At 48.7% G+C, this 23295-nt stretch carries 20 protein-coding genes and 1 pseudogene; 3 read left to right on the forward strand and 18 right to left on the reverse strand.

All coding sequences use genetic code 11. The features are described 5' to 3' along the window. Window positions 1-38 precede the first annotated feature (38 nt). From O3660_RS05800 to O3660_RS05830, 7 genes and pseudogenes are all read right to left on the reverse strand, one after another. Window positions 39-1262 carry a heme biosynthesis HemY N-terminal domain-containing protein gene (locus O3660_RS05800; protein WP_049351281.1) on the reverse strand — a complete coding sequence of 408 codons (1224 nt, stop codon included), beginning with the start codon at window positions 1260-1262 and terminating at the stop codon, window positions 39-41. Continuing rightward, window positions 1259-2530 carry a uroporphyrinogen-III C-methyltransferase gene (locus O3660_RS05805; RefSeq protein ID WP_308888376.1) on the reverse strand — a complete coding sequence of 424 codons (1272 nt, stop codon included), beginning with the start codon at window positions 2528-2530 and terminating at the stop codon, window positions 1259-1261. Before O3660_RS05805 ends, O3660_RS05800 begins: the two co-directional genes overlap by 4 nt. Before the next feature lie 109 nt (window positions 2531-2639). Further along, a pseudogene (locus O3660_RS05810) lies at window positions 2640-3382 on the reverse strand (uroporphyrinogen-III synthase). Between the two features lie 71 nt (window positions 3383-3453). Beyond that, the gene (locus tag O3660_RS05815) at window positions 3454-4230 is read right to left on the reverse strand and encodes a ferredoxin--NADP reductase (RefSeq protein WP_049328975.1); all 777 of its coding nucleotides are present in this window, start codon (window positions 4228-4230) and stop codon (window positions 3454-3456) included. Window positions 4231-4315: 85 nt separating this feature from the next. Continuing rightward, complete coding sequence (msbA, locus tag O3660_RS05820) at window positions 4316-6082, reverse strand: lipid A export permease/ATP-binding protein MsbA (protein WP_049351279.1); 1767 nt, start codon at window positions 6080-6082, stop codon at window positions 4316-4318. Window positions 6083-6310: 228 nt separating this feature from the next. Next, a complete protein-coding gene (gene thrC, locus O3660_RS05825) occupies window positions 6311-7720 on the reverse strand; it encodes a threonine synthase (protein WP_049351278.1) in 1410 nt (469 codons plus the stop codon). A gap of 143 nt (window positions 7721-7863) precedes the next feature. After that, window positions 7864-8241, reverse strand: coding sequence for a hypothetical protein (locus O3660_RS05830; protein WP_080974641.1), 378 nt, complete (start codon window positions 8239-8241; stop codon window positions 7864-7866). Window positions 8242-8396: 155 nt separating this feature from the next. Here O3660_RS05830 and O3660_RS05835 point away from each other — a divergent pair, with 155 nt between their 5' ends. The 3 genes from O3660_RS05835 to O3660_RS05845 all read left to right on the forward strand — a co-directional run bounded on the left by O3660_RS05835 (window position 8397) and on the right by O3660_RS05845 (window position 12275). Continuing rightward, window positions 8397-9500 (forward strand): hypothetical protein, encoded by a 1104-nt coding sequence (locus tag O3660_RS05835; RefSeq protein ID WP_049351277.1) that lies wholly within the window; start codon window positions 8397-8399, stop codon window positions 9498-9500. 64 nt (window positions 9501-9564) lie between these two features. After that, window positions 9565-10872 (forward strand): replication-associated recombination protein A, encoded by a 1308-nt coding sequence (locus O3660_RS05840; RefSeq protein WP_049351276.1) that lies wholly within the window; start codon window positions 9565-9567, stop codon window positions 10870-10872. 101 nt (window positions 10873-10973) lie between these two features. Continuing rightward, window positions 10974-12275 carry a hemolysin family protein gene (locus tag O3660_RS05845; protein ID WP_049351275.1) on the forward strand — a complete coding sequence of 434 codons (1302 nt, stop codon included), beginning with the start codon at window positions 10974-10976 and terminating at the stop codon, window positions 12273-12275. 172 nt (window positions 12276-12447) lie between these two features. On the opposite strand, the gene O3660_RS05850 is transcribed toward O3660_RS05845, so the two are convergent. The 11 genes from O3660_RS05850 to O3660_RS05900 form a co-directional block, all read right to left on the reverse strand. Then, window positions 12448-14892, reverse strand: a complete 2445-nt coding sequence (locus O3660_RS05850) for a TonB-dependent receptor domain-containing protein (RefSeq protein WP_065425733.1) — start codon at window positions 14890-14892, stop codon at window positions 12448-12450. Between the two features lie 285 nt (window positions 14893-15177). Then, window positions 15178-15483, reverse strand: coding sequence for a hypothetical protein (locus tag O3660_RS05855; RefSeq protein ID WP_039863640.1), 306 nt, complete (start codon window positions 15481-15483; stop codon window positions 15178-15180). Between the two features lie 26 nt (window positions 15484-15509). Continuing rightward, window positions 15510-16400, reverse strand: a complete 891-nt coding sequence (locus O3660_RS05860) for an NAD(+) kinase (protein ID WP_070748036.1) — start codon at window positions 16398-16400, stop codon at window positions 15510-15512. Between the two features lie 27 nt (window positions 16401-16427). Beyond that, the gene (locus O3660_RS05865) at window positions 16428-17000 is read right to left on the reverse strand and encodes an SCP2 domain-containing protein (protein ID WP_154953408.1); all 573 of its coding nucleotides are present in this window, start codon (window positions 16998-17000) and stop codon (window positions 16428-16430) included. 50 nt (window positions 17001-17050) lie between these two features. Continuing rightward, window positions 17051-17824, reverse strand: a complete 774-nt coding sequence (locus O3660_RS05870; RefSeq protein WP_049351270.1) for a hypothetical protein — start codon at window positions 17822-17824, stop codon at window positions 17051-17053. Between the two features lie 89 nt (window positions 17825-17913). Next, window positions 17914-18555 carry a TetR/AcrR family transcriptional regulator gene (locus O3660_RS05875; protein ID WP_049351269.1) on the reverse strand — a complete coding sequence of 214 codons (642 nt, stop codon included), beginning with the start codon at window positions 18553-18555 and terminating at the stop codon, window positions 17914-17916. A gap of 18 nt (window positions 18556-18573) precedes the next feature. Then, on the reverse strand, window positions 18574-19614 hold the full coding sequence (gene murB, locus O3660_RS05880; RefSeq protein WP_049351268.1) for a UDP-N-acetylmuramate dehydrogenase: 1041 nt from the start codon (window positions 19612-19614) through the stop codon (window positions 18574-18576). Between the two features lie 70 nt (window positions 19615-19684). After that, window positions 19685-21064 carry an MATE family efflux transporter gene (locus O3660_RS05885; RefSeq protein ID WP_049351267.1) on the reverse strand — a complete coding sequence of 460 codons (1380 nt, stop codon included), beginning with the start codon at window positions 21062-21064 and terminating at the stop codon, window positions 19685-19687. 103 nt (window positions 21065-21167) lie between these two features. Then, window positions 21168-21605 (reverse strand): thioesterase family protein, encoded by a 438-nt coding sequence (locus tag O3660_RS05890; RefSeq protein WP_049351266.1) that lies wholly within the window; start codon window positions 21603-21605, stop codon window positions 21168-21170. A 26-nt stretch (window positions 21606-21631) separates the two neighbouring features. Continuing rightward, window positions 21632-22561: a glycosyl transferase family 2 gene (locus O3660_RS05895; RefSeq protein WP_049351265.1), complete on the reverse strand. Its 930-nt coding sequence runs from the start codon at window positions 22559-22561 to the stop codon at window positions 21632-21634. A gap of 4 nt (window positions 22562-22565) precedes the next feature. Next, window positions 22566-23291 carry a glycosyltransferase family 2 protein gene (locus O3660_RS05900; protein ID WP_049351264.1) on the reverse strand — a complete coding sequence of 242 codons (726 nt, stop codon included), beginning with the start codon at window positions 23289-23291 and terminating at the stop codon, window positions 22566-22568. Window positions 23292-23295: the final 4 nt, after the last annotated feature.

Consider the following 23295-nt stretch of genomic DNA (forward strand, 5'->3'; position numbering starts at 1 on the left):
GTAGATTTCATATTGTCGCTTAATGCGAAATCAGCACATCAATTTGACTGAGGAAGGGCTGCCGGATGTTCTTCTTCGGCCACGCTTTCCAAAACCAAATTGCGTTGTTCTTGAGCTTTTTGCGGTTGGTCGGTTTCATCAAACACGCGGGCCAAGACCAAATGTGCGGATACGCTGGGCTGCAGGGCGATGCTGGCTTCGAGGTAGCCTTGGGCTTTGCCCCAAAGTTTGCGTCCGTAAGCCAGTTGGCCAAGATACATCAACAGTGGTGCATTGTCGGGTTGTTCCTGCAGCCAAGAGTCTGCCAAGTCGATGGCTTTTTGTTGCTCGCGCTCGCTTAGGAAACGTACGGATTCGACAAATGCTTCCAAGAGCTCAGGCTGACGGGTTTGCGGATAATGGGCTTTAACCCATTTGACCGCCTCGGCATACAAACCCAAACGCTCGTATTTTTCGGCAATCGCGACACACAATTCGCCTGATTTCATGCTTTCAGGAATGTGTTTCAAACAAGCTTTCAGACTGCCTGCATCGGTTGCTTCGCTTAAGAGGCGGCGATATGCCCAATTTTGATACTGTTCGGCTTCGTAATCGTTGATGGCGCCGGCTTTAACCAGTTTTTCTGCTTTTGCCAAGACATCTGCAGCATCGCCATGATCAAAGGCATAACGCAATTGCAGGCGGACTAGGCGGCTTAAGTTGCTATTGATTTTTGCTGCGGCTTCAAGGTTTTGTGCGGCAGTCGGATAATCGCGGCGGCTCAGTGCAGATTCGGCCAGCAAAAGATGACGGGAAAGCTGTTGTTTTTGTGGCAGGTGTTCGATTTCATGCAGGTAGCGGTCGCGCAATTCGAAGTTTTCCATTTGGTCGGCCGCATGCGCGCCCAACATCAAAGCCAGGGTGCGGTTGTCGCCTGCTTCTTTGTTTTGCAAGACTTTGGCGGCTTCTTGTTCGGCTTTTTCAAAACGGCCTTCAAAATATGCCAGACCTGCGCTGTTCAAAGAGGCAGAAGCCTGACGGCCTTTGCGGGCAATGCCGAAGCGTTGCATACGCGCCGGAATGTTCAAGAGGCCGAACACGAATTTAATCAGGAAATACAAGACCAATACGCTCAACAGCAGACCTAAAACAAAGGCATGCAGATTGATACGCAGCATGGTTTGCTCAACCACGACGTACACGTTGCCGGTATAAATGCCGGAAGCCAAGGCTAAACCGACGGCGGCTGCAAACAGAATGACAATCCAAACGACGGTTTTCATGCTTGCTCTCCTTTAATTTTGGCAGCAGGCTTGGTTTGGTTTTGTGGTTTGGCAGCTTCGGCGGCCGGTTCTTTTTTGTTTTCAGACGGCAAAGCAGGTGCTTCCAGAGATTGAGAGGCAGAAGCGGCCGCCGGTGCGGCAGTTGTGGCTTGTTCGGTAGCTGCAGCCGGAGCGGAAGCGGTTTGCTCGGCAGCTTGGGTTTGTGCAGCTTCTTCGGTCGTCATTTGTATACGCGAACCTTCTTGAAAAGCGCGAACGGCGCTCAAGCTGGCTTTCAGGCTGTCGTCTGAAATCATACGGACATCAAGGGCTTTGAGTTCGGCCAACTCTTTCAGCCATGACTGGGTAGCAGGGGATTTACTGTCGAAGTATTGCTTCACGGTTGCTTCAACGTTGTTCAAATCGCTTTGATACACTTCGCCGTTGTGTTGCAACAGGGCAATGCGCGCATCCAAAAGGCGCAGGCGCAGGTTTTCACGGATAAAGTAGGTTTGATCGGGTGAAATCAACATGGCGTCGTTGCTGTCCAGATGACGGACTTCAACCAAGCCTTTGAGGGCATTGAGGGATTTTTCCCATGTATTTTCCCACCAAGTTCCTGAATTGGCGGCTTCGACAGGCGCGGCACCTGGTTTTAATACGCCGTCCAAAACCAAAGGCAGGCCTGAAATACCGGTTTCCAAACGGTCGATACGCAAGGCAGTAGCGGAAATATCGACATAAGGACGGTTTTTCAGCGCGGCCAAATCATTGCTGATGGCTTGTTTGATGGGGATAAGTTCAGGTTGTTCAAAACGGCTTAAGCGGCTGTCGATGTGTTCCAATACGCTGACTGCGCCTTGGAGGTTGCCTGACAGCATCAATTGTTGCGAAGCAGTGTTCAACATCGATTCGGCTTCGTCGACCAGCCAGTTGATACGGCCTTTGAGTAACTCTTGATAAGCTTTCTGCAATTGCAGGATTTGATCGCTATTGTTTTTTTGACCGTTGTTCAGGCGGTCTAACTCGGCTTGAATAGCGGTTTGGCGGTTGAGGTTGTCTTTTAAAAGGCTGGCGTTTTCAGACTCGCCCAATGCAGCTTTGTCGATTTTTTGGTTGAATTCGAGCTCTTGGTTTTTTAAAACATTTTGGCCCTGTACAAACAGGAATCCGCTCGCGCCCAAGCTAAGCAGTGCCAAGACGGTTGCACCTGCGGCCAAGGCTTTGCCGCCAGATTGTTTGATGATAACAGGGGCGTTGTTTTGTGGGAGATTGTTGGACTCGGGCATGCTCGCCTCCACTCGCTGAGGTTGGGTAGGTTTGATTTGTTCAGACGGCCTTGTGTTTTCAGAACGTTCAGGCCCCGGAGCTGCCGTATTGGCAACTTGTTGGGTATCTTTATTGTCTTCGACTGGGTTCACTGCTTGGCTCCTTTGTGGCATGGATGAAAGTGCAGCGGATAAAGAAGTGACGGTTTCTACATGTTTGGCGCCGACGATGCGAAGTGCATCGGCAATACGCGGATGGTGGGTAAAGTATAGCAAGGATTCGAAGAATCGGGAAAATTGCGGCGGAATCTGATGGAAAAATTCGCGCGCGAGCTCGCCGGATGTGACGTAGGCGGCAGCGATGTCTTCAGTTTTAAAGTTCTGCCAATCGATGGCGTGTGGCCGTCTGAAATAGATTTCGGCGATGTCGATTTGGAAACCCAGTTCGGTCAGTTTGTCTGCTAAAAAATCACGGCCGCCATGACCTCGAATGATTAGAACTCGGGCGTTGGGTGGCAGGTTTTTCCAAATAGGCATTCTCAAGACGGCTTCGCTGTCGTTGCCGTCTTCGGGAGAGAATACGGGATAGGGGGAGAATTGCGCCAAAGTATGTTGGCTGGTTTGGCCGACGGTAATGTGTGCTTTGTGGCCGTCTGAAAAGTTCAGATGCGGCGCTGCGGTTTCAATAGCGGTCGGGCTGACCCAAAACACGACGTCGGCTTGCTTGAATTGTTCGGGGAGTTTTTTTTGCGCCGAACGATCCACCTCTATTTCAATCGGACTCAATACCTGAGCCTGCCAACCGGCTGTATGGCAGGTTTGGATATCTTGCTGTGGACGGTTGGACGGACGGATGATGAGTAGAGTAGGCATAATGTGGGATAAATTATTAAGGTTTAGGCCGTCTGAAAGAAGGGTTTCAGACGGCCTGTTGCTAACGTACGTTATTGATCGACGAATGCGCGCTCAATCAGGTAGTCGCCGCGAACGCCGGTTTTCGGAGAAACGGTCAGTCCGAATTCGTCCAAAACGTTGCAGGTGTCTTTCAACATGGCTGGGCTGCCGCACAGCATAGCGCGGTCGTCTTGCGGATTGATTTTAGGCAGGCCGATGTCTTCAAAGAGTTTGCCGCTGCGCATTAAATCGGTCAGACGGCCTTGATGTACATATTCTTCGCGTGAAACGATCGGGTAGTAAATCAGTTTTTCTTTAACCAAGTCGCCCAAGTATTCGTGTTCGGGCAATTCTTTGGTGAAGCGGTCGTAGTATGCCAAGTCTTTTTTGTAGCGTACGCCGTGAACCAAGATAATTTTTTCGAATTGCTCATAAACATCAGGGTCTTTGGTAATACTCAAGAAAGGGGCGATACCGGTACCGGTGCTCAAGAGGTAGAGATGTTTGCCCGGATTCAGGTCGCCGGCAACCAGTGTACCGGTCGGTTTTTTACTGATGAGGACATCGTCGCCGACTTTAAGGTGTTGCAGGCGGCTGGTCAATGGGCCGTCTTGTACTTTGATACTGAAAAATTCCAGATGCTCTTCCCAGTTGGCAGAAGCCACGCTGTATGCGCGCATCAGCGGTTTGCCGTCTACCATCAGGCCGACCATGACGAATTGGCCGTTTTCAAAGCGCAAAGACTCGTCACGGGTACAGGTGAAAGTGAAGTAAGCGTCGGTCCAGTGGTGTACGGACAAGACTTTCTGGGTGTTGAATGCTGCCATTGATATTTCCTGTCGGATAAGGCCGTCTGAAAAGAATAGGTAGGGGCGGCCGAGGTTAATAAAAAGAATGGAATATGGTGTTCAGCTACTTGCTTGCCGGTTTGGCTGATTTTTCGCTGAGGCTGTGCAGGTCGGAATAGCGTCCGCCTGCGTTGATCAATTCATGATGAGTGCCTTGTTCGACTACATTGCCTTCGTGCATCACAACGATATTGTCGGCTTTTTCGATGGTTGAAAGTCGGTGGGCAATCACCAATGTGGTACGGTTTTGCATCAGGTTTTCCAATGCGGTTTGTACCAAACGTTCGGATTCATTATCTAATGCGCTGGTGGCTTCGTCCAAAATCAAAATCGGCGCATTTTTCAAAAGCGCACGCGCAATGGCGAGGCGCTGACGTTGGCCGCCGGACAGTTTTAAACCGTTTTCGCCAACTTCAGTGTGCAAACCTTGCGGCATTTTTTGGATAAATTCCCAAGCATTCGCGGCTTTTGCAGCATTGATAATTTCTTCTTCACTGAATTTGTCAGCTTGAGCATAGGCAATGTTTTCAGCAATCGTACCATTAAACAGGATAACGTTTTGGCCGACAAATGCCATGCGGCTGCGCAGGCTTTCGAGTGTATATTCCTTGATGTTGATACCGCCAATCAAAACCTTGCCTTCATCCGGATTTAGGAAGCGCGGCAACATATTGGCCAGAGTGGTTTTACCGCAGCCTGATGCGCCGACCAATGCAGTCACTTTGCCTTGCGGTACAAGCAGGTTGATGTGGTTCAAGCTGTTGCGTTCGGCTTCAGGATAGCGGTGTACAACATCGCAAAATTCAATATCTCCAGGGTTTGGGCTGAGGATTTGTTTGCCTTCGTTGCTCTCTTCGGGTTGATCCAAAAAGGTAAAGACACTTTCTGCCGCCGCCAAACCGCGTTGCAGGGATTGCATCACGCCGGTCATACGTTTGATGGGGTCAAACATCATGATCATGCTGGACAAAAACGACATAAAATCGCCTGCACTAAATCCTGAAAGCCCTGCTTGGCGTGCCGCTGCGTAAATAATCGCAGCCAGTGCAACCGAAGCCATTAATTGCGTAATGCCGGTACCGGCAGAGCTGGCGGAAACCTGTTTGAGCAGGTTGCGGCGCACATCGTCGGCAATACGGTTGAAGCGGCGATTTTCATAATCTTGACCGCCATAGATTTTCACAACACGTTCACCATTGATGCTTTCTCCCAAAACCTGCATCAGCTGACCGATGTAAATTTGATTGTTGGCAGACAATTTGCGCAAGCGTTTGCTGACCGTTTGGATACATACGGCGACGACCGGCAAAATAATAAAAGTAATCAGGGTCAAACGCCAGTTTAGATAAGTCAACAAGCCCAACAGACCGACCACGCTCACGCCGTCTTTGGCGATCACGGTAATGACGTTAAATCCTGCATCGGTAATTTGGTTGACGTCGTTTAAAATGCGCGACATCAGACGGCCGCCGGTATTGCTGCTGAAATACGAAGTCGGCAGGTGCATCATTTTATTGAACATTTCACCGCGCAAACGCTGCACCAAGTGGCTGGACAGATAAGTCGTGCAATATTCGTTAATGAAGTTGAACAGGCCGCGAACGAAAAACAGCGCCACAATTGCCAGCGGCAACCATGACATGCTTTTCATGTTTTTATCGACAAAACCTTCATTAATCAAAGGTTTGAGTAAGTAACCGAAAGCCGGCATCGTACCGGCGACAATCAGCATGGCTACTACGGAGACGATAAACATCTTCCAATAGCTTTTTAAATATCCAAGCAAACGCTTGTACAGCTCCCAGTTGGATGTGGCTTGTGTTGTCTGCATATCAATCCAGATTTAGAGCAAACATGCAATTCTAAACGAAAATATCTGTCATTACAATGTTTGCAATTGAAAGTTGAAAGGAGTTGGTATTGTTTTAACGCCTTGATTTTATAATGAGAACGACTGTGATGCGGTAGGATTGGCAATAATGTTATCCACTTCTCAAGCACCAGTTGCGGCCGTCTGAAAAAGTTTCAGACGGCCTCTTCAGTCGTCAAAGACAGCTGGTTAAGCCAAAGCTTCCTTAATGATGTCTTTTACTGTCGTTGCGTTATTAGGGACAACACGGACACGTTGCGGCAAGTTTTCCAAGCCTTCCAATGCGGCCGGGCGGGGGATGGCAACTTCGCCGACAGCTTCATGGATGGTGGCTTCAAATTTGGCAGCCAACGCGGTTTCGAGACAGACGATGGTTTCGCCGGCTTCGCGTACTTCACGCGCTACTTTGACGCCATCGGCTGTATGCGGATCAATCAACTCACGGTCTTGTTCGTAAACCTGTTTGATGGTGGCAAGGCGGTTGGCATGGGTCGATTTGCCGGAAACAAAGCCATATTGTTGATGTACTTTGTTTAACATAAATTCCAAATTGAAACCTTTGCCGGAGCCTACTTCAGCCCATAATGTTTTGATTTCGTCTGCATCGCGGTCTATCAGGTCAAACACAAAACGCTCGAAGTTGGAGGCTTTGGAAATATCCATAGACGGGCTGGAAGTGACGTGGGTGTGTTCGCTGTTGCGCGGGCGGTATGCGCCGGTTTTGAAAAATTCGTCCAATACGTCGTTTTCATTGGTGGCAACAATCAAGCGGTGGATAGGCAGACCCATTTGGCGGGCGATATGGCCGGCGCAGACATTGCCGAAGTTGCCGCTTGGCACGCAGAAGCTGACTTTTTCATCATTGCTCGAAGTGGCATTGAAATAACCGGCAAAGTAGTACACGACTTGGGCGATGATGCGTCCCCAGTTGATGGAGTTGACTGTACCGATGTGGTATTTGGCTTTGAATTCGGCATCGTTTTGTACGGCTTTGACGATGTCTTGGCAGTCGTCAAACATGCCTTCAACGGCGATGTTGTGGATATTAGCATCTTGCAGGCTGAACATTTGCGCACGTTGGAATGCGCTCATTTTGCCTTCCGGAGACAGCATGAAGACATTAACGCCTTTTTTACCGCGCAGGGCATATTCGGCGGCAGAGCCGGTGTCGCCGCTGGTGGCGCCCAAGATATTGAGTTCTTTGCCTTCTTTGTTTAATACATATTCAAACGCATTGCCCAAGAATTGCATGGCCATGTCTTTGAATGCCAAAGTCGGGCCGTTGGACAGTGCTTGGATTTTAATGCCGTCTGAAAGTGTGCGCACCGGAGTAATGGCTTGGGTACCGAATACTTCTTCGGTGTAGGTGCGGTTGATGATGTCGCGTAAATCATCAGCAGGGATGTCGGTGGCAAACAGGCTCATGACTTCAAACGCCAGCTCAGGATAGCTGAGTGTGCGCCATTGGTCTAAAGTAGCACAGTCGATTTGAGGGTATTGCTCAGGCAGCATCAAACCGCCGTCAGGAGCTAAACCCATCAATAAAACTTCGCTGAATTGCTTGCGTGCGGTTGCACCGCGGGTACTGATGTATTTCATGGTTTCTTCTCTATAAAAACAAAAATATTGCCGGTCAAAACAGGAAACCCGCCTGCGGACAATCCCGCAAACCGCTCTATCCCGACCTTAATCCACTATAAACTTTCAGACAACCCTGATACACAGAGGTCGTCTGAAAAACATTATCTATACAAACGCTTGAAACAAGCATTGACAGTTTTCACCGTTACCGACGCAATCGCCCGATCGCGCGAAGAAGGATTCAAAACATCCATCAACTCTTGCGCGGACACCTGATTCGGCGCCTCCTCGCTCGCGCAGCCGCAGATTTTATCTTCCCACTCGCGCTGCTTGTCCGCGCTCATCGTCAGCGCGATCAAACGCCACTCGTTGCGCTTGTTCAACTCCGAACGGCACTGATGATCGACCGCCATTTTCACCACGCTGCCGCCGATACCCGTACCGCCGCCCAAACCGCCGAACGCCGAGTCAGAATCAGAAGCGCAACCGCCCAACAACGCCGCCACAGAAGCAACGGCAACCATCTTTTTCATATTCATAGCCATCCCTTGCTGCAAGGTCGTCTGAAACGCCCCGCAAAGTCTTTAAACAAACGCGTATTATACCGTAAGCGGTGTGAGATGGGGGATTGGGGATTGTTGGGTTATAATTTTGGGTGAGCTTTGAGAATCTTTTAAAACGAAGGGATTTAATAATGATGAAAAAGCGAAAATTACATATTCAGCTAAAAACGAATGATAACAAAAAAGAGAAAATACATAGTATTTCGAACAATCGAATTAAAGAACCTACATCACCCGAGATAAAGCAACAAACACAAGTTGATTTAAAAACAAAGCAAACTGATTATATAGATGTAATTAATAAACTAACAGGTATTTCAGTTACCATAGGTATTGTAACAGGAGGTTTTTTGGCCTATACATATCTAGGGAATATTAACTATCTAAGTATTTTTCCTGACACTATAAACAATCCATCAAGCTTAGTAGCCTCAGCAGTATCTTTAGGTATAATTTATCTGTTATTCACCCTCCCATTTGCTACATTATACTTTATTAGCCCTTTTGATAAAAAAACAGATAAAAAGGGCAGAAAACAACTTGAAACAATTAAAGATCCTATTTCTATCTTAAATATTATAAATACATCACTACTAATATTATCAATAATAGTCATATTTTATTTTATTATAGAAAAAATTTATGATTTTTTTAAGTTCCCACTACTTTATGTGTTAATCTTAATCTCACTGATAATATTTCTTTTATATATTAACTTTTCATTTGCAAAATTATATAAAAAGAATAACAAAAAAATTACCTTATCAGAGCCTATTTTTTCTTCTTTTCTAGTTTTAATGACTATTTCAGCCATGCCATCGCAGTATTCTAGGGAAAAATCAATTTTATATTTATTAAATACTGTCCGCTTCATTGAAACTCCCGCAAACTCATCCTGGTATTTATTACATAATAATTTCCAACCAAACAATGGCATTAGAAGAGGTGATTTGCTCAAGTTAAAACAAAATTTCAAATGTTCTTCCCTTTCAGAAAAAGAAAAAGTAGAAAAAGGCATTACCTGTTCTTCAATCCCCGAACAACGCAACAACGCCCTATACGGCTACATGGCTTGGAACTTAGGTGACACTAAGGTCTTCTGCCCACCGACTGCTGAAAACAACAAAGGAAAAGAGGAAGCTGCGAAATTAGCTGAGGAATGTATCGTCATCAGCGGGAAATCACTACAAATTTTGAATGAAAATTATATTGATATTACGCCCAAAGAGCGTTAATCCCCCTTTCAGACGACCTGCTATAATCCACGTCGTCTGAAACCTCTCTTTCACGGAAACCGCCATGTCCGACCTTTTCACCCGCCAACCCGATGCGCCGCTTGCCGAACGCCTGCGTCCGCATTCTTTAGACGATGTCATTGGGCAGCAGCACTTAATCGGCGAAGGCAAACCTTTGCGCGTAGCGGTCGAGGGAGGAAAGCCGCATTCTATGTTGCTGTGGGGGCCGCCGGGGGTAGGCAAAACCACGCTGGCGCGGATTTTGGCGCAAAGCTTTAATGCCCAATTTCTGCCGGTTTCTGCCGTATTTTCCGGCGTGAAAGACATACGCGAGGCAATCGAGAAAGCTGAAATTGCCTTGCAACAAGGGCGCGCGACGATTTTATTTGTTGACGAGGTACACCGCTTCAACAAAGCGCAACAGGACGCATTTTTGCCTTATGTCGAAAGTGGCCTATTAACCTTTATCGGCGCCACCACGGAAAACCCGTCATTTGAAGTCAATCCGGCATTGCTCAGCAGAGCGCAGGTGTATGTTTTGCAATCCTTGTCTTCAGACGACCTGAAAAAGTTGATTGCCAAAGTATTGGCTTTGCCCGAATACCAAGATTTTACGATTGATGTGGATGCGCAAGAATTGCTCGTGAATACCGCCGATGGCGATGCGCGCAGATTGTTGAACTTGATCGAGCAACTTTTACGCGCTGCCGATACACGCCGTCTGAAAACCCTAACCGCCGAATTTCTGGCAGACAGTTTGGGTGCGCAAATCCGCCGTTTTGATAAGGGTGGTGAGAGTTTCTACAACCAAATCTCCGCGTTGCACAAATCTGTGCGCGGTTCGCATCCTAATGCGGCATTGTATTGGTTCTGCCGTATGCTCGACGGTGGTACCGATCCTCGCTATCTCGCCCGCCGCATTGTCCGTATGGCATGGGAAGACATCGGCTTGGCCGATCCGCGTGCCTTAACGATTGCCAATGATGCCGCCGCTACTTATGAGCGCTTAGGCTCGCCAGAAGGGGAACTCGCTTTGGCTCAAGCCGTGTTGTACCTTGCCGCCGCCGCGAAATCCAACGCGGGCTATAAGGCATACAACCAAATGCGCCGCTTCGTCAAAGAAAATGCCAGCGACGAAGTGCCTGTCCACCTACGCAATGCGCCGACCAAGTTGATGAAAGAGTTGGGTTACGGACGTGAATACCGCTATGCCCACGACGAGCCGAATGCCTACGCTGCCGGTGAGAGCTATATGCCCGATGGCTTGGACGAACCCGATTTCTACCAACCCGTCCCGCGTGGATTGGAAATCAAAATTGGCGAAAAGCTGAAATGGCTGAAATCCTTGGATGAAGATGCGCTGGATGATTAAAACAGTAAATGAACATAATACAAATCTAAGATCAAATTGAGTTTTTCAGACGGCCTTTGCTGTTTGAATATTTTTAACCTATACCATACACACAAATTTTCATGAATATTTTTGAAGCCTTACTATTATTGTGCCTGCTGATTGTTATTAGTGCGTTTGTGTCCTGTTCCGAACTCGCGCTTGCCTCGGCACGTAAAATCAAATTGCAGGTCATGGCAAAAGACGGCGGCGACACGCGCGCGCTGGATGTACTCAATATGCAGCAGCAGCCGGGCAGCTTCATCACCGTCGTCCAAATCGGTTTGAACGCCGTCGCCATTCTCGCCGGTATCGTCGGCGAAGCGGCAATACGTCCGTATTTTGGCAAGCTGTTGGAGAATGTAGGCAGTTGGGGTAGCACAGTTGCCTCTTTGCTGACTTTCTCGCTGGTTACAGGCAGCTTTATTTTAATTGCCGACCTGATGCCCAAGCGCATGGCAATGACCCATCCCGAAGCGGTGGCGGTACGCATTGTCCGTCCAATGATGTTTTTGATTTTTATCTTAAAGCCCCTTGTCTGGGTTTTTGACGGATTGGCAAACGCAATATTCAAACTCTTCAAAATCTCAACCGTCCGTCAGGAGCAGCTGACCTCGGAAGATATTTATGCCGTCGTTGATGCCGGTGCGCAGGCTGGTGTATTGAAAGAACAAGAACACTATCTGATTGAAAATATTTTCGATATGCAGGAGCGTACGGTTACTTCTACCATGAGTACGCGCGAATATATCGCCTATTTTGACAAACACGACGACAGCGATACCGTATTGGAAATGATGTCGGAAAAACCGCACAATAAATTTCTCGTATGCGACGGCGACTTGGAACGTGTCATCGGCTATATCGAATCGCATACGCTGTTGACCTTGTTTTTAAAAGAAAAAGACGTCCGCCTGACCGACAAACGCGTGTTACGTAAAGCCTTGTTCATCCCCGACACGCTGTCGCTTTACGATGTCTTGGAAACCTTCAAAACTTCCGGCGAAGACTTTGCCGTGGTGGTGAACGAATACGCGCTGGTGGTCGGCGTGGTCACGTTGAAAGACGTGATGAGCATCGTTATGGGCGAGCTGGTCAATACCGAAGAAGAGCCGCAGATCATCCGCCGCACCGAAGACACTTGGCTGGTGGATGGTGCCACGCCGCTTACCGATGTCATGCGTGCGCTGGATATTGAAGAGTTTCCCAATTCGGAAAATTATGAAACCATCGCCGGCTTTATGATGTATTCCCTGCGCAAAATTCCGAAACGTACGGATTTTCTGGTTTATGCCGGTTATAAGTTTGAAATCATTGATACTGAAAATTTGAAAATCGACCAGCTTTTGGTTTCCAAACAAGGAAATATGGTGGGGAAAATGTAATAGGCTTTAAAGGAATATTTGTAGTATCAGATGAAAACGGGCCATCTTGAAATAAGTTGCTTATGATTTATGTCTTTTCTTAAGTTGTATAAAAGGCCGTCTGAAAATCAAATAATCAAAAAAGAAAACCGGATTTCCATCAACTGGAAATCCGGTTTGTTTTATTTTCAACTTAGAACGTCAGCCTTACACCGGCGCGGACGGAGCGGCCCGGCAATGGTGCGATATATTTGAGCATGGAGTTTTGCGGTCTTGCAGTACGATTGGCAAGGTTGCGTGCATCGAGGAACCATTCGGCTGTCGATTTTCCATGTTTGGTGGTATGGCTCATGTACATATCCCATATGGTATAGCCGCCCAAAACAGGCTCTTTGTAGTTGGCAGCCATGTGGCCTGTATGTTTGGCAGGGCGGTAGCGTGTCAGGCTGGTGCCCAATTGCCAGTTGCCTTTATTCCATGTCAGGCCTGCGCCGTAGCGGGATACGGGCATATTGGGCATGTAATAGCCGTTGTTGCGGACACGGTTGCCATTGCCTAATGTGCTGTTGCGCTCGTCGTCCAAATCGGCGCGGTTGTGTACGAAATCGCCAAACAGGCGGGCTTCCAATGTGCCGTATTTATTCAGGTCAAACCATTGGTTTACCTCCAATTCCACGCCGTGAAGCTGGGTATCGCCGGAGCGCCAGTATTTGGTTGGCAGGCGTTGGCCGCCGTCATGTGCGGCATCTACGAGGAAGGTGTAGTCTTTAAATTGGGTTTTATACCAGCTTGCACGGAAGCGGCCGTCTTTCCAACCGATTTCTCCGTTTACCTCCCAAATGCCTGCTGTTTCCGGACGCAGTACGTCTACTCCCCAGTGTGATTCTGAAGCCATCAGGGCATAGTGATCGCCACCTGCATACAACTCGTTGACTTCAGGAGCGCGTTGTGAACGGCTGTATCGTGCACCCAGTTTTAAGAAGTCAAACAAATCTACGCCTAAGCCTGCATGATAGTGGTTTAAACTGTATTTCAGACGGCCTCTCTCTTCCAATCCTTTAACGGTCGAGCTATTGCGTCCAGGTTTGTAATCACCGATGTCGACCGAGTGGCGGACTTCGCCATGTCGCCAACCCAAAGATGCATTCCAGTTTTTCCACTTGAAGTTTTCCAAAGCGAAAATGCCGTATTCTTTGCTATCTGTATCGGGCAGGTAGGCATAGTTTCCGGTGCGTTTGCCGTTGATGCCTGAAGATTCGGTGCTGCGCTGTTTCCAATCTGCGCCCAATGTACCTTTCAACCAAGAATCTGCTTTGTGGTTGAACTCCAAACGGCTTTGGAAAGTTTTGCTGTCCAAAGTTTGCATTTTGGTGTCGCCCAAGTATTCGGATGTTGGATTTTGCGTATAGGCGGCTTGAAATTTGATGTTTTCAATCCATGGCGTCAATGGCCGGTACATGGCTTCTGCCTGCCAACGGGTTTGTTGGGCGCGTACGGAAGCGTATTCGCGTACCGGTGCTTTGTGGGTACCGCTGTGGTGGTGGCCTGATTCGGAAAAATTGTAATAGCCAAAGCCTGCAATACCGGATTTGCTCAAGAAGCGGCTGACGGATACGCCGGCATAGCTGCGTTCACCGATATGGCTCAGGCCAAAAGCAAAGTTTTGATTGCTCAAATGGCTGTTTTTCAGACGGCCTTTTTCAACAGGCATATCGTCTTTCATGGCATTGATGACTTTATTTCTAAAGTTTGGACTGCCGTCATAAAGCGGATTTTCTACCCAATTGCCCCAGGATGGTTTGTTTAATTTGTACAATTCAGATTCATCAGGTTCCGAGCCGTCGTTATAGCGTTTCCATTGTTCAATGAAAGCCGGAATGTCTTTCGCGACATAACGGTAATAGCCTTTGTTTAAGGTTTCGGTAATGTCGGGCGTAACCTGACATGCCCACATCAGGCGAGAACTAGAAATATTGGCATGATCGTAACAGGCGGCCGGTTTGGAATCGCCGGGGATACGGTAATCATTGGCATGAGTGTCTGCCCCCGACAAATGCCAAGCCACATTGCCGACTTTGCCGTTTAATTTGAACGCTGCGACACGCGGCGTATTGTAGCCGCCGCTAACTTCGACTTTGCCGTTTAAATCTTTTTCAGGCAGTGCTGTGGCAATCACGCCGGTATCGACGTCAACTGCGCCGCCAATCGCGTTGCCGCCATACAAGACTGCTGCCGATGATTTTAAAACGGTAATCTTTTCCGCTATGAACGGATTGACCATCAGCGGCAAATCGGGGCTGACAGAAGCGGCATCCGAAATACCCAAACCATTTTCACTGACATATACGCGCGAGCCGCTCAAGCTGCGGATTTGCGGTACGCCGGTATTGGGGCCGTAAGCATTGTTTTGAACGCCGGAGACTTGTTCCACAGTCTGTCCGAGCGATACAGCGCGTTTTGTTTTTAAATCGTTTGTAGTTAAAACTTCTCCATCTCTTAGATAGTCTTTTGCGCCAGGCTGCAAACGCCAGTTACTTGAAGGCGCATTACCGACAACTTTGACTTCAGGTATATCTACTTGAGGAATTTCTTCTGCAAATGACTGGCCTGAGAAAACAGCCAAAATGGCGCATAACATTTTATTTTTGTTACATAAAAATTGTTTTTTCACCGCTTATCCTTTATTGATATCACATTACGAAAGGCGTCATGATATATCTTTTCTACGGTGATTATCATGAATAAACATGTCTATTTTAATTATTTTTGATTATTATCAATAATTATAAATATTGGTAAAATTTAGTATAGACTAGCTATTAATAATTAGTTATAAAATATTAAAAAGGCCGTCTGAAACAATCCAATGTTTCAGACGGCCTTTTTATGGAATCAGAAATTGCTAGAGCTAAGACAGGGGTCTTTATTCGCAACTCAAGTTTTTTGTTTTTTCAGCGAATGTATCCATGGCAATTTGGCACATGCGTTCACGTTGGCCTACGTCGGCGGCGGGCAAGATTTGGCGCAGGTATTTTGTGTTGTCGCGTTGGAACGATGCTTTATCGCCTGCTTTTTGGTAACACGCATCCGCTCGGGTAAAGTATTGCTGGCAGATTTTCGGCAATTCTTCAAAGGATAAAGGTTTGCTTTTGTGCATGCCGTGTGCGGAGACGGATAGGGAGGAAAGGGTACACAACGCGATGATTAAGGTTTTTGAAATGGTTTTCATGGTCAGCCTGTTTATTGAAGTGGTGTTTAAATCAATTGTTCGCCCCAATGCAGCTTTTGACGCAGGGTTTTGAAGTATTGGTAATCGGTGGGATGGAGGACGCGCAAGGGATTGTGATAGCGGCGGATGAGGATGCGGTCGAAGTTTTGCACGTCGATATGGGATTGTCCGTCAAAATGTGCGCGTGCGTCGCCACTTTTTGTAATGAGAATTTCAATCACGCTGGTGTCGGGGATGGCAATCGGACGGTTGGTCATGGATTGCGGGCAGATAGGCACAAGTGTGAAGGCGTGCAGACCGGCCTGCATGATGGGGCCGCCGGCGGCAAGCGCGTAGGCGGTCGAACCTGTCGGCGTGGAAATAATCAGGCCGTCCGAACGTTGGGTATAGACAAATTCTTGATTGATAAATACTTCAAATTCAATCATTTGACCTGCGCCACCACGAGACAGTACGGTGTCGTTGAGGGCGAGGGCGCGTTCGATGGTTTCGCCGTCACGAATGATGCTGGCTTCGATGAGGATGCGCTCTTCGGGCAGATATTTGCCTTCCAGTACGGGGCGGATGCCCTCAACCATGGTGTCTCGTGAGATTTGGGTAAGAAAGCCCAAGTGGCCTTGATTGATGCCGATGATGGGAACGGCGCGGGGGGCGACTTCGCGGGCGGCGGAGAGGAAGGTACCGTCGCCACCGAGTACAACGACGAGGTCGCAATATTTGCCCAGCTGGGCTTTGTTTACGATTTCGCAGTAGGCGGAATCTTGGATATAGACGCAGTGTTCTTCTACGCTCAATTCATCCAGATAGATGGTGAAGCCGTTTTCGCGCAGAAAAGAAACCAATGTGTGGACGGTATCTTGAATTTCGGGCGTATTGGGACGTGTAACGATACCGATGTTTTTAAATGGGCTTTTCATGATAGTAGGCCGTCTGAAATTAAGTGTCTAATCTATCCAGATATCGCGCTCGAGCCGGTCGAGGCGTTCGTTTAGGCGGGCAACGTCGTCACGCAGTTTGTCCACTTCTTCCAACCATTCGGCAAGCGTGGCTTGGTCGATAACAGGGGATTCGGGTTCGCGTGAAAAGTCGCTGATTTGTTCGGCAATGCTTTTGCCGATTTTTTTCATGGTGCGGCCGATATCGCCGGCGCGCGAGCTGATGCTTTCTGCGGCTACATGACCGAATACACGCGCTAAATCTTCGCTCGGATAATAGCGCAGACCACCCAAAATAGGAAGGACGGACATACCTAATACCAAGTCGCCTTCGAGGCTGATGTCGCCCACGCCGGGCTGGCCGCCTTGGAGGATTTTTTGGATGGCGCTGTTGTGGAATGTGATGTTGGTGTCGGCGGTTTCGTTTGCGGTTTCAAGAAAACCTTGTTCGCTGATGCGTCCGGTCAGTCTGAAACCGGTCAGGCTGATGCAGATGATGCTGCCTGCAAATTCAGACAGCTCGCGCTGTTGCTCTGGATTTTGCTGTATCAGGTGGTTGATAAGGGGAAATAGGGCGGACATGGTTTACTCTGAATGCCGTCTAAAACGGATGAATGGATTGAGTCGCAATTTTACAGGCTTAGACCGTCTGCGCAAACGGTATTTACAATTTTGCCGTTGCTTTTGTCATCAACGATGAAATCAGGAGCCGGCAGTCCGAGTTTGGCCGCTTCGGCAGTATAAAATTCGGCCCGGCTTGGGTGGCGGGGTTCGACAATATTGCGGATACGCTTGCCGTCAGCTTGGCAGGCCGTCTGAAAGAGAACTTGGACGGCAAGGTCTTTATGAAGAATATTGACGGGTTGATTGCCGCCTTGAATGCGTGTTTTTTGAACCAGCTTGGTAACAGGATGACGGTCGGCGGAATAAAGTCCGCCCAGTCGCAGTATGTCGATATGGGGTACGGCACTTTCAAGCAAGGTTTGCTCGACTGCGAGGATTTGACGGGCGGATTCGGTTTGCGGATCGGGCGGCGTGGTTTCATCGCATATGCGTGCTTGGTCGCCATACACGCTGGTGCTGCTGGTGAAGATGATGTGTTGTACCTTGGACTGCTCGGCAAGTTGAATCCATTTTTTCAGGGTATCGGCGTAATGGTTTAATGACGAAGGCGGAAGCAGGCAAAACCATGTCGGCTTGTTGATGTGGTTTTGCCACAAGGTCGAACTGTGAAAAATATCGTCTTGATTCAAATCGATAATGTCGAGTTCAATCGGCAGATTGATGTCATCAGAGGTCAGGTTACGTTTGATGGCGGCTACCTGACTACCTTGCTCATAAAATTTTTGTGCCAGCGGCAGGCCGAGATAGCCCAGGCCGAGAATGGAAATATCGGGAAGGTGCATAAATAAAGCATCCGAAAATTAACAGGCCGTCTGAAAATAGCTTTAACTTGGTTAAAGCCACGTTTTCAGACGGCCTTTGTATGGAAGAATTAATGGTTGCTGCCGATTTTTTGGTCGAATTCGGCACGGTGTTCCGGCAGGAGGTAAGGGCGCAACAGGCTGAGTGTGCGGCTGACGCCCCGTACTTTGGAATCTTCGGTCAACTTGGCGCGGCCGCGCAGGGAGCTGTCGAAGTCGAACCAGTATTTTGTCACCATCCACATATTGACGGCAAGGTCGTTCATGGCGGTTTGGTCTGCGCTGATGATGTTCAGACCGTTGAGCTGGGTCAGCAGGTTGACCAACAGCGGGGAAACTTTGGCTTGGGTAAAGGTATTGTGTTCGCCCAATAATTCGGCACTGCGGGCAAGCAGGGTATTTACATCGCTGAAAAGGAAACGGTATTCCCACATCACATCATAAATACCGGCCATGTAGTTGATGGAGTCTTCCACATTAGACGGCAACACGGCTTCGTTAAGGTAGACAAGCAGGGCCTCGCTGTAACGCTTAAACAATTGGACGATGATTTCGTCTTTGTTGCGGAAATGGTAGTAGAGGTTGCCCGGGCTGATACCTAAATGGGCGGCAATGTGGTTGGTGCTGATATTGCGCTCGCCTTCTTCGTTGAATAAGGCGAGGCTGGCATTGATGATTCGTGTGTAAGTGTTGACTTTAGCAATGCGCGGCATGGGATACACTCCTTTGTTTTATAGGCTGTATGAAGTAGGCAGCCAGTTGGGTTCTGCGTGTAATTCTACCTGAAATTGAGTAAATACTGTATTACAAACATATTGTGCCAGCTGGTGGACATCTTGCGCGGATGCATTGTTTTTATTCACCAAAACCAAAGCCTGTCTGTCATGCACTGCCGCACCGCCGATCTGATGGCCTTTCAGACGGCATTGGTCAATCAGCCAGCCGGCCGCGAGTTTGACCGAACCGTCAGGCTGCGGATAGCGTGGCATAATGGGGTATTGCTGCAACAAATCGGCCGCTTTTTCAGCGCTGACAACAGGGTTTTTAAAGAAACTCCCAACATTACCAAGTACGTTAGGATTAGGCAGTTTACTGTTGCGGATTGCACACACTGCATCGGAAACATCTTTGGCCGTCGCCTCACGGCCTTGGCTCAGTTCGGCAACCGCTGCCGCCAAATCGCCATAGCCCAAGTTCGGCACAAAATGCTCTTTCAACGCAAATACAACCGAAACAATCACATAACGTCCTTTGCCTTCCTGTTTGAACAGGCTTTCACGATAGGCAAAGTCACAGTCGGCATTGGAAAGCTCGACAAAGGTTTCCGTATCCAAATCAAAGCAGCGTACGCTATGGATAACATCTTTCGCTTCAACACCATATGCACCGATGTTTTGTACCGGAGACGCGCCGACCGTACCCGGAATCAGGCTCAGGTTTTCCAGCCCGCTTAAACCCAGCCCAACCGTATGCAAAACAAAATCATGCCAAATTTCCCCGGCTTGCGCTTCGATATAAACCAGGCCGCCTGAACGCTCAATTTCACGAATTCCCTTGTTTTCCATATGCACAACCAGACCGGCGTAGTCCTCCATCAAAAGGATATTGCTGCCGCCGCCAAGCCATAAAACAGTATCTCGGTTGAACTCGGGCAGTCGGACGATGTCGCGCAACTCGTCGGCATGTTTGAGTGCGACAAATGCTTGAGCTTGGGCTTTCAGGCCGAAAGTGTTGTAGGAGGTGAGGTCGGTTTGGTATTGGATGGGTTGCATGGGTTTAACTTTAAAATAGGAATTCGTTGATTAAATAGCGTAATCATTGGAGAAAGACTGCTTGTATTTTTCAGACGGCCTTATGCGATTTGATCATCTCTTTACTGCAAAGCTCCAGGCACCATACCAATGCGATGGCGGCAATCGTCAGTGAAACGGTCAGCACGGTCCAGAAGCCGTAAATGCCCATATCGACATGATAGGCAAGCAGGTAGCCGGGCAACAGGCCGCAACCCCAGAAAGCGGCAGCATGGATGAACATCGGCATTTTGGTCACTTTATAGCCGCGCAGCGCATATGAAGCGATACATTGGGTGGCGTCTGCCAGTTGGAATAGGGAGGCGAAAAATAAAACGGTCGCGGCAATGCCTAATACTGCCGCATCGTTGGTGTACATACTGGCTAACTGAAAGCGAAAGATGACCAAGAGCAGCGCGGTGCAGGTGGCAAGTACCCAGCCCAACACCAGCGACACGCCTGAAATATAACGCGCCCGCAAAAAATCGCGCCGTCCGAGCGAAAAGCCAACGCGTACCGTGCTTGCTGAGCCGACGCTTTGCGGAACCATATACAAAATGCCCGACAGGCTGATGACGACTTGTTGCGCGGCGACATAATCCTCGCCGAATGGCGCCACCAAAAAGACGATAAACGAAAACGCGCTGGCTTCTAAGAAATAAGACAAGCCGATGGGTGCGCCGATTTTCCAAATCTGTTTGAAAGCCGTCAAATCGGGTTTGCCGATTTTTGCCGTCAAACCAAACGGACGGAAGAATTTTTCTTTGGCGATATAAAGCCACAAAGCCAATGCGCTGAACCAAAATACCACTGCCGTTGCCACGCCGCAACCTGCGCCGCCTAAAGCAGGCATACCGAATTTGCCGTAAACGAACACATAGTTCAGCGGTACATTTAACACAAATGCCGCGAAGCTGACCAACATAATCACGCGCGGACGGTTCAAGCTTGAGGCATAGGCGTGCAGGGCGCGGTGTATCATGGCGGCCGGCATTGCCAAGCTGGTAAAGAACATATATTGCGCCATCGTGTCTTCGACATAATCGTGCAATGTCAGCCAATGACGGAAAGGCATAATCATTGCCCACATCAACAGCATGCCGAATACGCCCAAACACGAGCCAAACCAAATGCCCTGCATTCCTGTTTTGCCGACTTCTTCGGTTTTACCTGCGCCGTACAGCTGGGCAATCATCGGGTTCAACGCCGCCATCACGCCCATAAAGGTAATGTAAATCGTGGAAAACGCGCTGCTGCCCAAAGCCACCGCGGCCAAATCTTCCTTACCTGCGCCACCGGCCATCACCGTATCGACAAAACCAATACCCACTTGCGCCACTTGCGCCAACAGCATAGGCAGGGCGAGGGCAGTAAGCAGGCGGGTTTCTTTTAAGAAAACAGGAAAGGCAAAGCGGTTGAGGTTCAGTAGCATAATTGTGTGTGGATTGAGGATAAAGGCCGTCTGAAATGGAAACTTAAAATTATAAAGGGTAATGCTGATAAGCAGGCAATATGTTGTTTAATCGCTAAATTTTTCAGACGGCCTTAAAAGTCGGATGTCTTTTTACTGCTTCCAACCAGCTGTCCGGCGTTTGAAACTGCATCAGGCCGTCTGAAAGCGAAACAGCGGCTTGGGTAGTCGAAGCGCGGGTCAGTTTTTCATTGGTTTCAACATCGTAAATGGTGTAATCGATACGCAGGCAGCTTTCGATTTCGACAATGTCCATATCAACGCGGATTTTTTGGCCGAAACGGGCAGGGCGGATGTATTTGAGGTTCATCTGCACAATCGGCCAGCTGTACCCTTGTCGTCCCATTTCGTTGTAGTCATAACCGATGGAAGACAGAAAAGCACAACGTGCGGTTTCAAGGTATTTGACATAGTTGCCGTGCCACACGATGTGCATGGCATCTACGTCAAAAAAAGGAACTTCGGTTTCAAAGCTGTGTTGGCAGTAGATGTGTTTTTTCATGGTTTAAAAGAGTGAATGTGATGGTTTCAGACGGCGTCTTCGCCCCAAAAATCATAAAAATTGAACCATTGTAGCGGATTTTGCGCACATTCTTGCGCCAAAATGTTGGCAAAACCCTGCATCGCGTCTTTGATGGCAGCCTCGCGGTTGCCGCGTTTCCAGCTGGAAGTATCGGTAAAGCGGCGCAGTTTCAAATGATAGTGGCCGTTTTGTTTGACGCAAAACAGCGTGTTTACCTGCGTTTTTAAAAGCGAAGCCAACAGCCACGCGCCTTGCGGCATAGGGGCGGTATGGCCTAAGAAATTAATGTCGGCGGTTTTCTCGCCGCGTACAGGCACGCGGTCGGCCGCGATGGCAATCCATTCGCCGTTTTCGATACGGCTGTTCAATTCCATCATCAGGGTGGTGTCCAAATCTGTTACTTGAATCAGACGGATATGATCTGCACCGGCTTTTTGCAATGCCTCGTTAAATGCCTGCGCGTGTTTGCTGTGCACCAATACGTTGAGTCTGAAATCTTTATGGTGCGACACCAGCGCACGGCAAACTTCGGTATTGCCCAAGTGCGAACAGGCAAAAATCTGGCCGCGTTCGTTGCGCTTGATTTGCGAATAGATGTCGTCCGGATCTTCAATCACTAAATCTTCATAACGGATTTTGCGTTGCCACACGGCAAAACGGTCGCAAACTGCTTCGCCAAATGCGACGAATTGTTTGAATACGCTGTGTTTCGGCAGGAGGGTATGGGGAAAGGCCGTCTGAAGACGGGTTTGATAGCGTAAGACATGACGGCGCGGTTTGGGTGCGGTTGCATAAAAATACAGCACCACAAACCAAATGCACGGCCTCATGAAAAAAGCTGGCAGATAGCGCACCATCAATGTGGTCAGAGTGAGAAACAAGCGGCTGCCTCGTTCGGGCTGCGCCGCCCAGTGGGTTTGTTTATTATCGGTCATGGTTTCAGACGGCCTTTCTGAAAACTTTACCCAATCGGTGTTTCAGCATGCCGAAAAACAGCCGTGTGTGCATTTTGCTGATGCGGACATTGTCGGCAAAGGCATCGAAGTGGGACACGCCGTCGGCGGCGTATTGGACGGGCGTTTTAATCCAAACCGGCTTGACGTTGCGCCAGTATAGGCGGATAAGGATTTCCGTGTCGAAGTCCATGCGGTCGCCTACGGTTTCTTCGCGGACAACGGATAGCGCGGGTGCAAGCGGATAGAGGCGGAAGCCGCACATGCCGTCTTTTATGTCGCATGACCAAGTGTGCAGCATATTCCAAAAGTCGGTAATTTTGCGTCCGTAAAGCCGTGCTTTGGGCGCATCATCGCCGTATTGCGGCCAGCCGCAAACAACGGCTTCGGGATTTTGTTCTGCTGCAGCGAGGAGTTTGGGTGTGTCGCTCAAGCAGTGTTGACCGTCTGCATCAACCTGCAAGACGTGGGTATAGCCATGTTCTTGAGCGTATTCCAAGCCGGTTTTGACCGCTGCGCCTTTGCCGCCGTTGATGGGACGGTAACGGACATCAATGCCGTCTGAAACCAAAGCCTGCAATACAGGTTTGCATTCTTCGCGTGAACCGTCGTCCACAATTAAAACGTTTAAACCGAAGCCACGCATGGTTTGGGCAACGTGGCTGATGGTGGACGGGTGGTTGTAATGTGGAATGAGGGCCAGGGTTTTCATAAAT

Origin of the sequence: Neisseria sp. 27098_8_139, assembly GCF_041433195.1 — a bacterium.
Classification (GTDB): domain Bacteria; phylum Pseudomonadota; class Gammaproteobacteria; order Burkholderiales; family Neisseriaceae; genus Neisseria; species Neisseria subflava.

Coding starts and splice junctions, on each gene's coding strand:
- O3660_RS05900 (WP_049351264.1), bottom strand. CDS start 23,291: ATGAAAACCCTGGCCCTCATTCCACATTACAACCACCCGTCCACCATC.
- O3660_RS05865 (WP_154953408.1), bottom strand. CDS start 17,000: ATGTCCGCCCTATTTCCCCTTATCAACCACCTGATACAGCAAAATCCA.
- O3660_RS05800 (WP_049351281.1), bottom strand. CDS start 1,262: ATGAAAACCGTCGTTTGGATTGTCATTCTGTTTGCAGCCGCCGTCGGT.
- thrC (WP_049351278.1), bottom strand. CDS start 7,720: ATGAAATACATCAGTACCCGCGGTGCAACCGCACGCAAGCAATTCAGC.
- O3660_RS05885 (WP_049351267.1), bottom strand. CDS start 21,064: ATGCTACTGAACCTCAACCGCTTTGCCTTTCCTGTTTTCTTAAAAGAA.
- O3660_RS05840 (WP_049351276.1), top strand. CDS start 9,565: ATGTCCGACCTTTTCACCCGCCAACCCGATGCGCCGCTTGCCGAACGC.
- O3660_RS05850 (WP_065425733.1), bottom strand. CDS start 14,892: ATGTTATGCGCCATTTTGGCTGTTTTCTCAGGCCAGTCATTTGCAGAA.
- O3660_RS05805 (WP_308888376.1), bottom strand. CDS start 2,530: ATGCCCGAGTCCAACAATCTCCCACAAAACAACGCCCCTGTTATCATC.
- O3660_RS05895 (WP_049351265.1), bottom strand. CDS start 22,561: ATGACCGATAATAAACAAACCCACTGGGCGGCGCAGCCCGAACGAGGC.
- O3660_RS05835 (WP_049351277.1), top strand. CDS start 8,397: ATGATGAAAAAGCGAAAATTACATATTCAGCTAAAAACGAATGATAAC.
- O3660_RS05855 (WP_039863640.1), bottom strand. CDS start 15,483: ATGAAAACCATTTCAAAAACCTTAATCATCGCGTTGTGTACCCTTTCC.
- O3660_RS05890 (WP_049351266.1), bottom strand. CDS start 21,605: ATGAAAAAACACATCTACTGCCAACACAGCTTTGAAACCGAAGTTCCT.
- O3660_RS05815 (WP_049328975.1), bottom strand. CDS start 4,230: ATGGCAGCATTCAACACCCAGAAAGTCTTGTCCGTACACCACTGGACC.
- O3660_RS05860 (WP_070748036.1), bottom strand. CDS start 16,400: ATGAAAAGCCCATTTAAAAACATCGGTATCGTTACACGTCCCAATACG.
- msbA (WP_049351279.1), bottom strand. CDS start 6,082: ATGCAGACAACACAAGCCACATCCAACTGGGAGCTGTACAAGCGTTTG.
- O3660_RS05845 (WP_049351275.1), top strand. CDS start 10,974: ATGAATATTTTTGAAGCCTTACTATTATTGTGCCTGCTGATTGTTATT.
- murB (WP_049351268.1), bottom strand. CDS start 19,614: ATGCAACCCATCCAATACCAAACCGACCTCACCTCCTACAACACTTTC.
- O3660_RS05870 (WP_049351270.1), bottom strand. CDS start 17,824: ATGCACCTTCCCGATATTTCCATTCTCGGCCTGGGCTATCTCGGCCTG.
- O3660_RS05875 (WP_049351269.1), bottom strand. CDS start 18,555: ATGCCGCGCATTGCTAAAGTCAACACTTACACACGAATCATCAATGCC.
- O3660_RS05830 (WP_080974641.1), bottom strand. CDS start 8,241: ATGAATATGAAAAAGATGGTTGCCGTTGCTTCTGTGGCGGCGTTGTTG.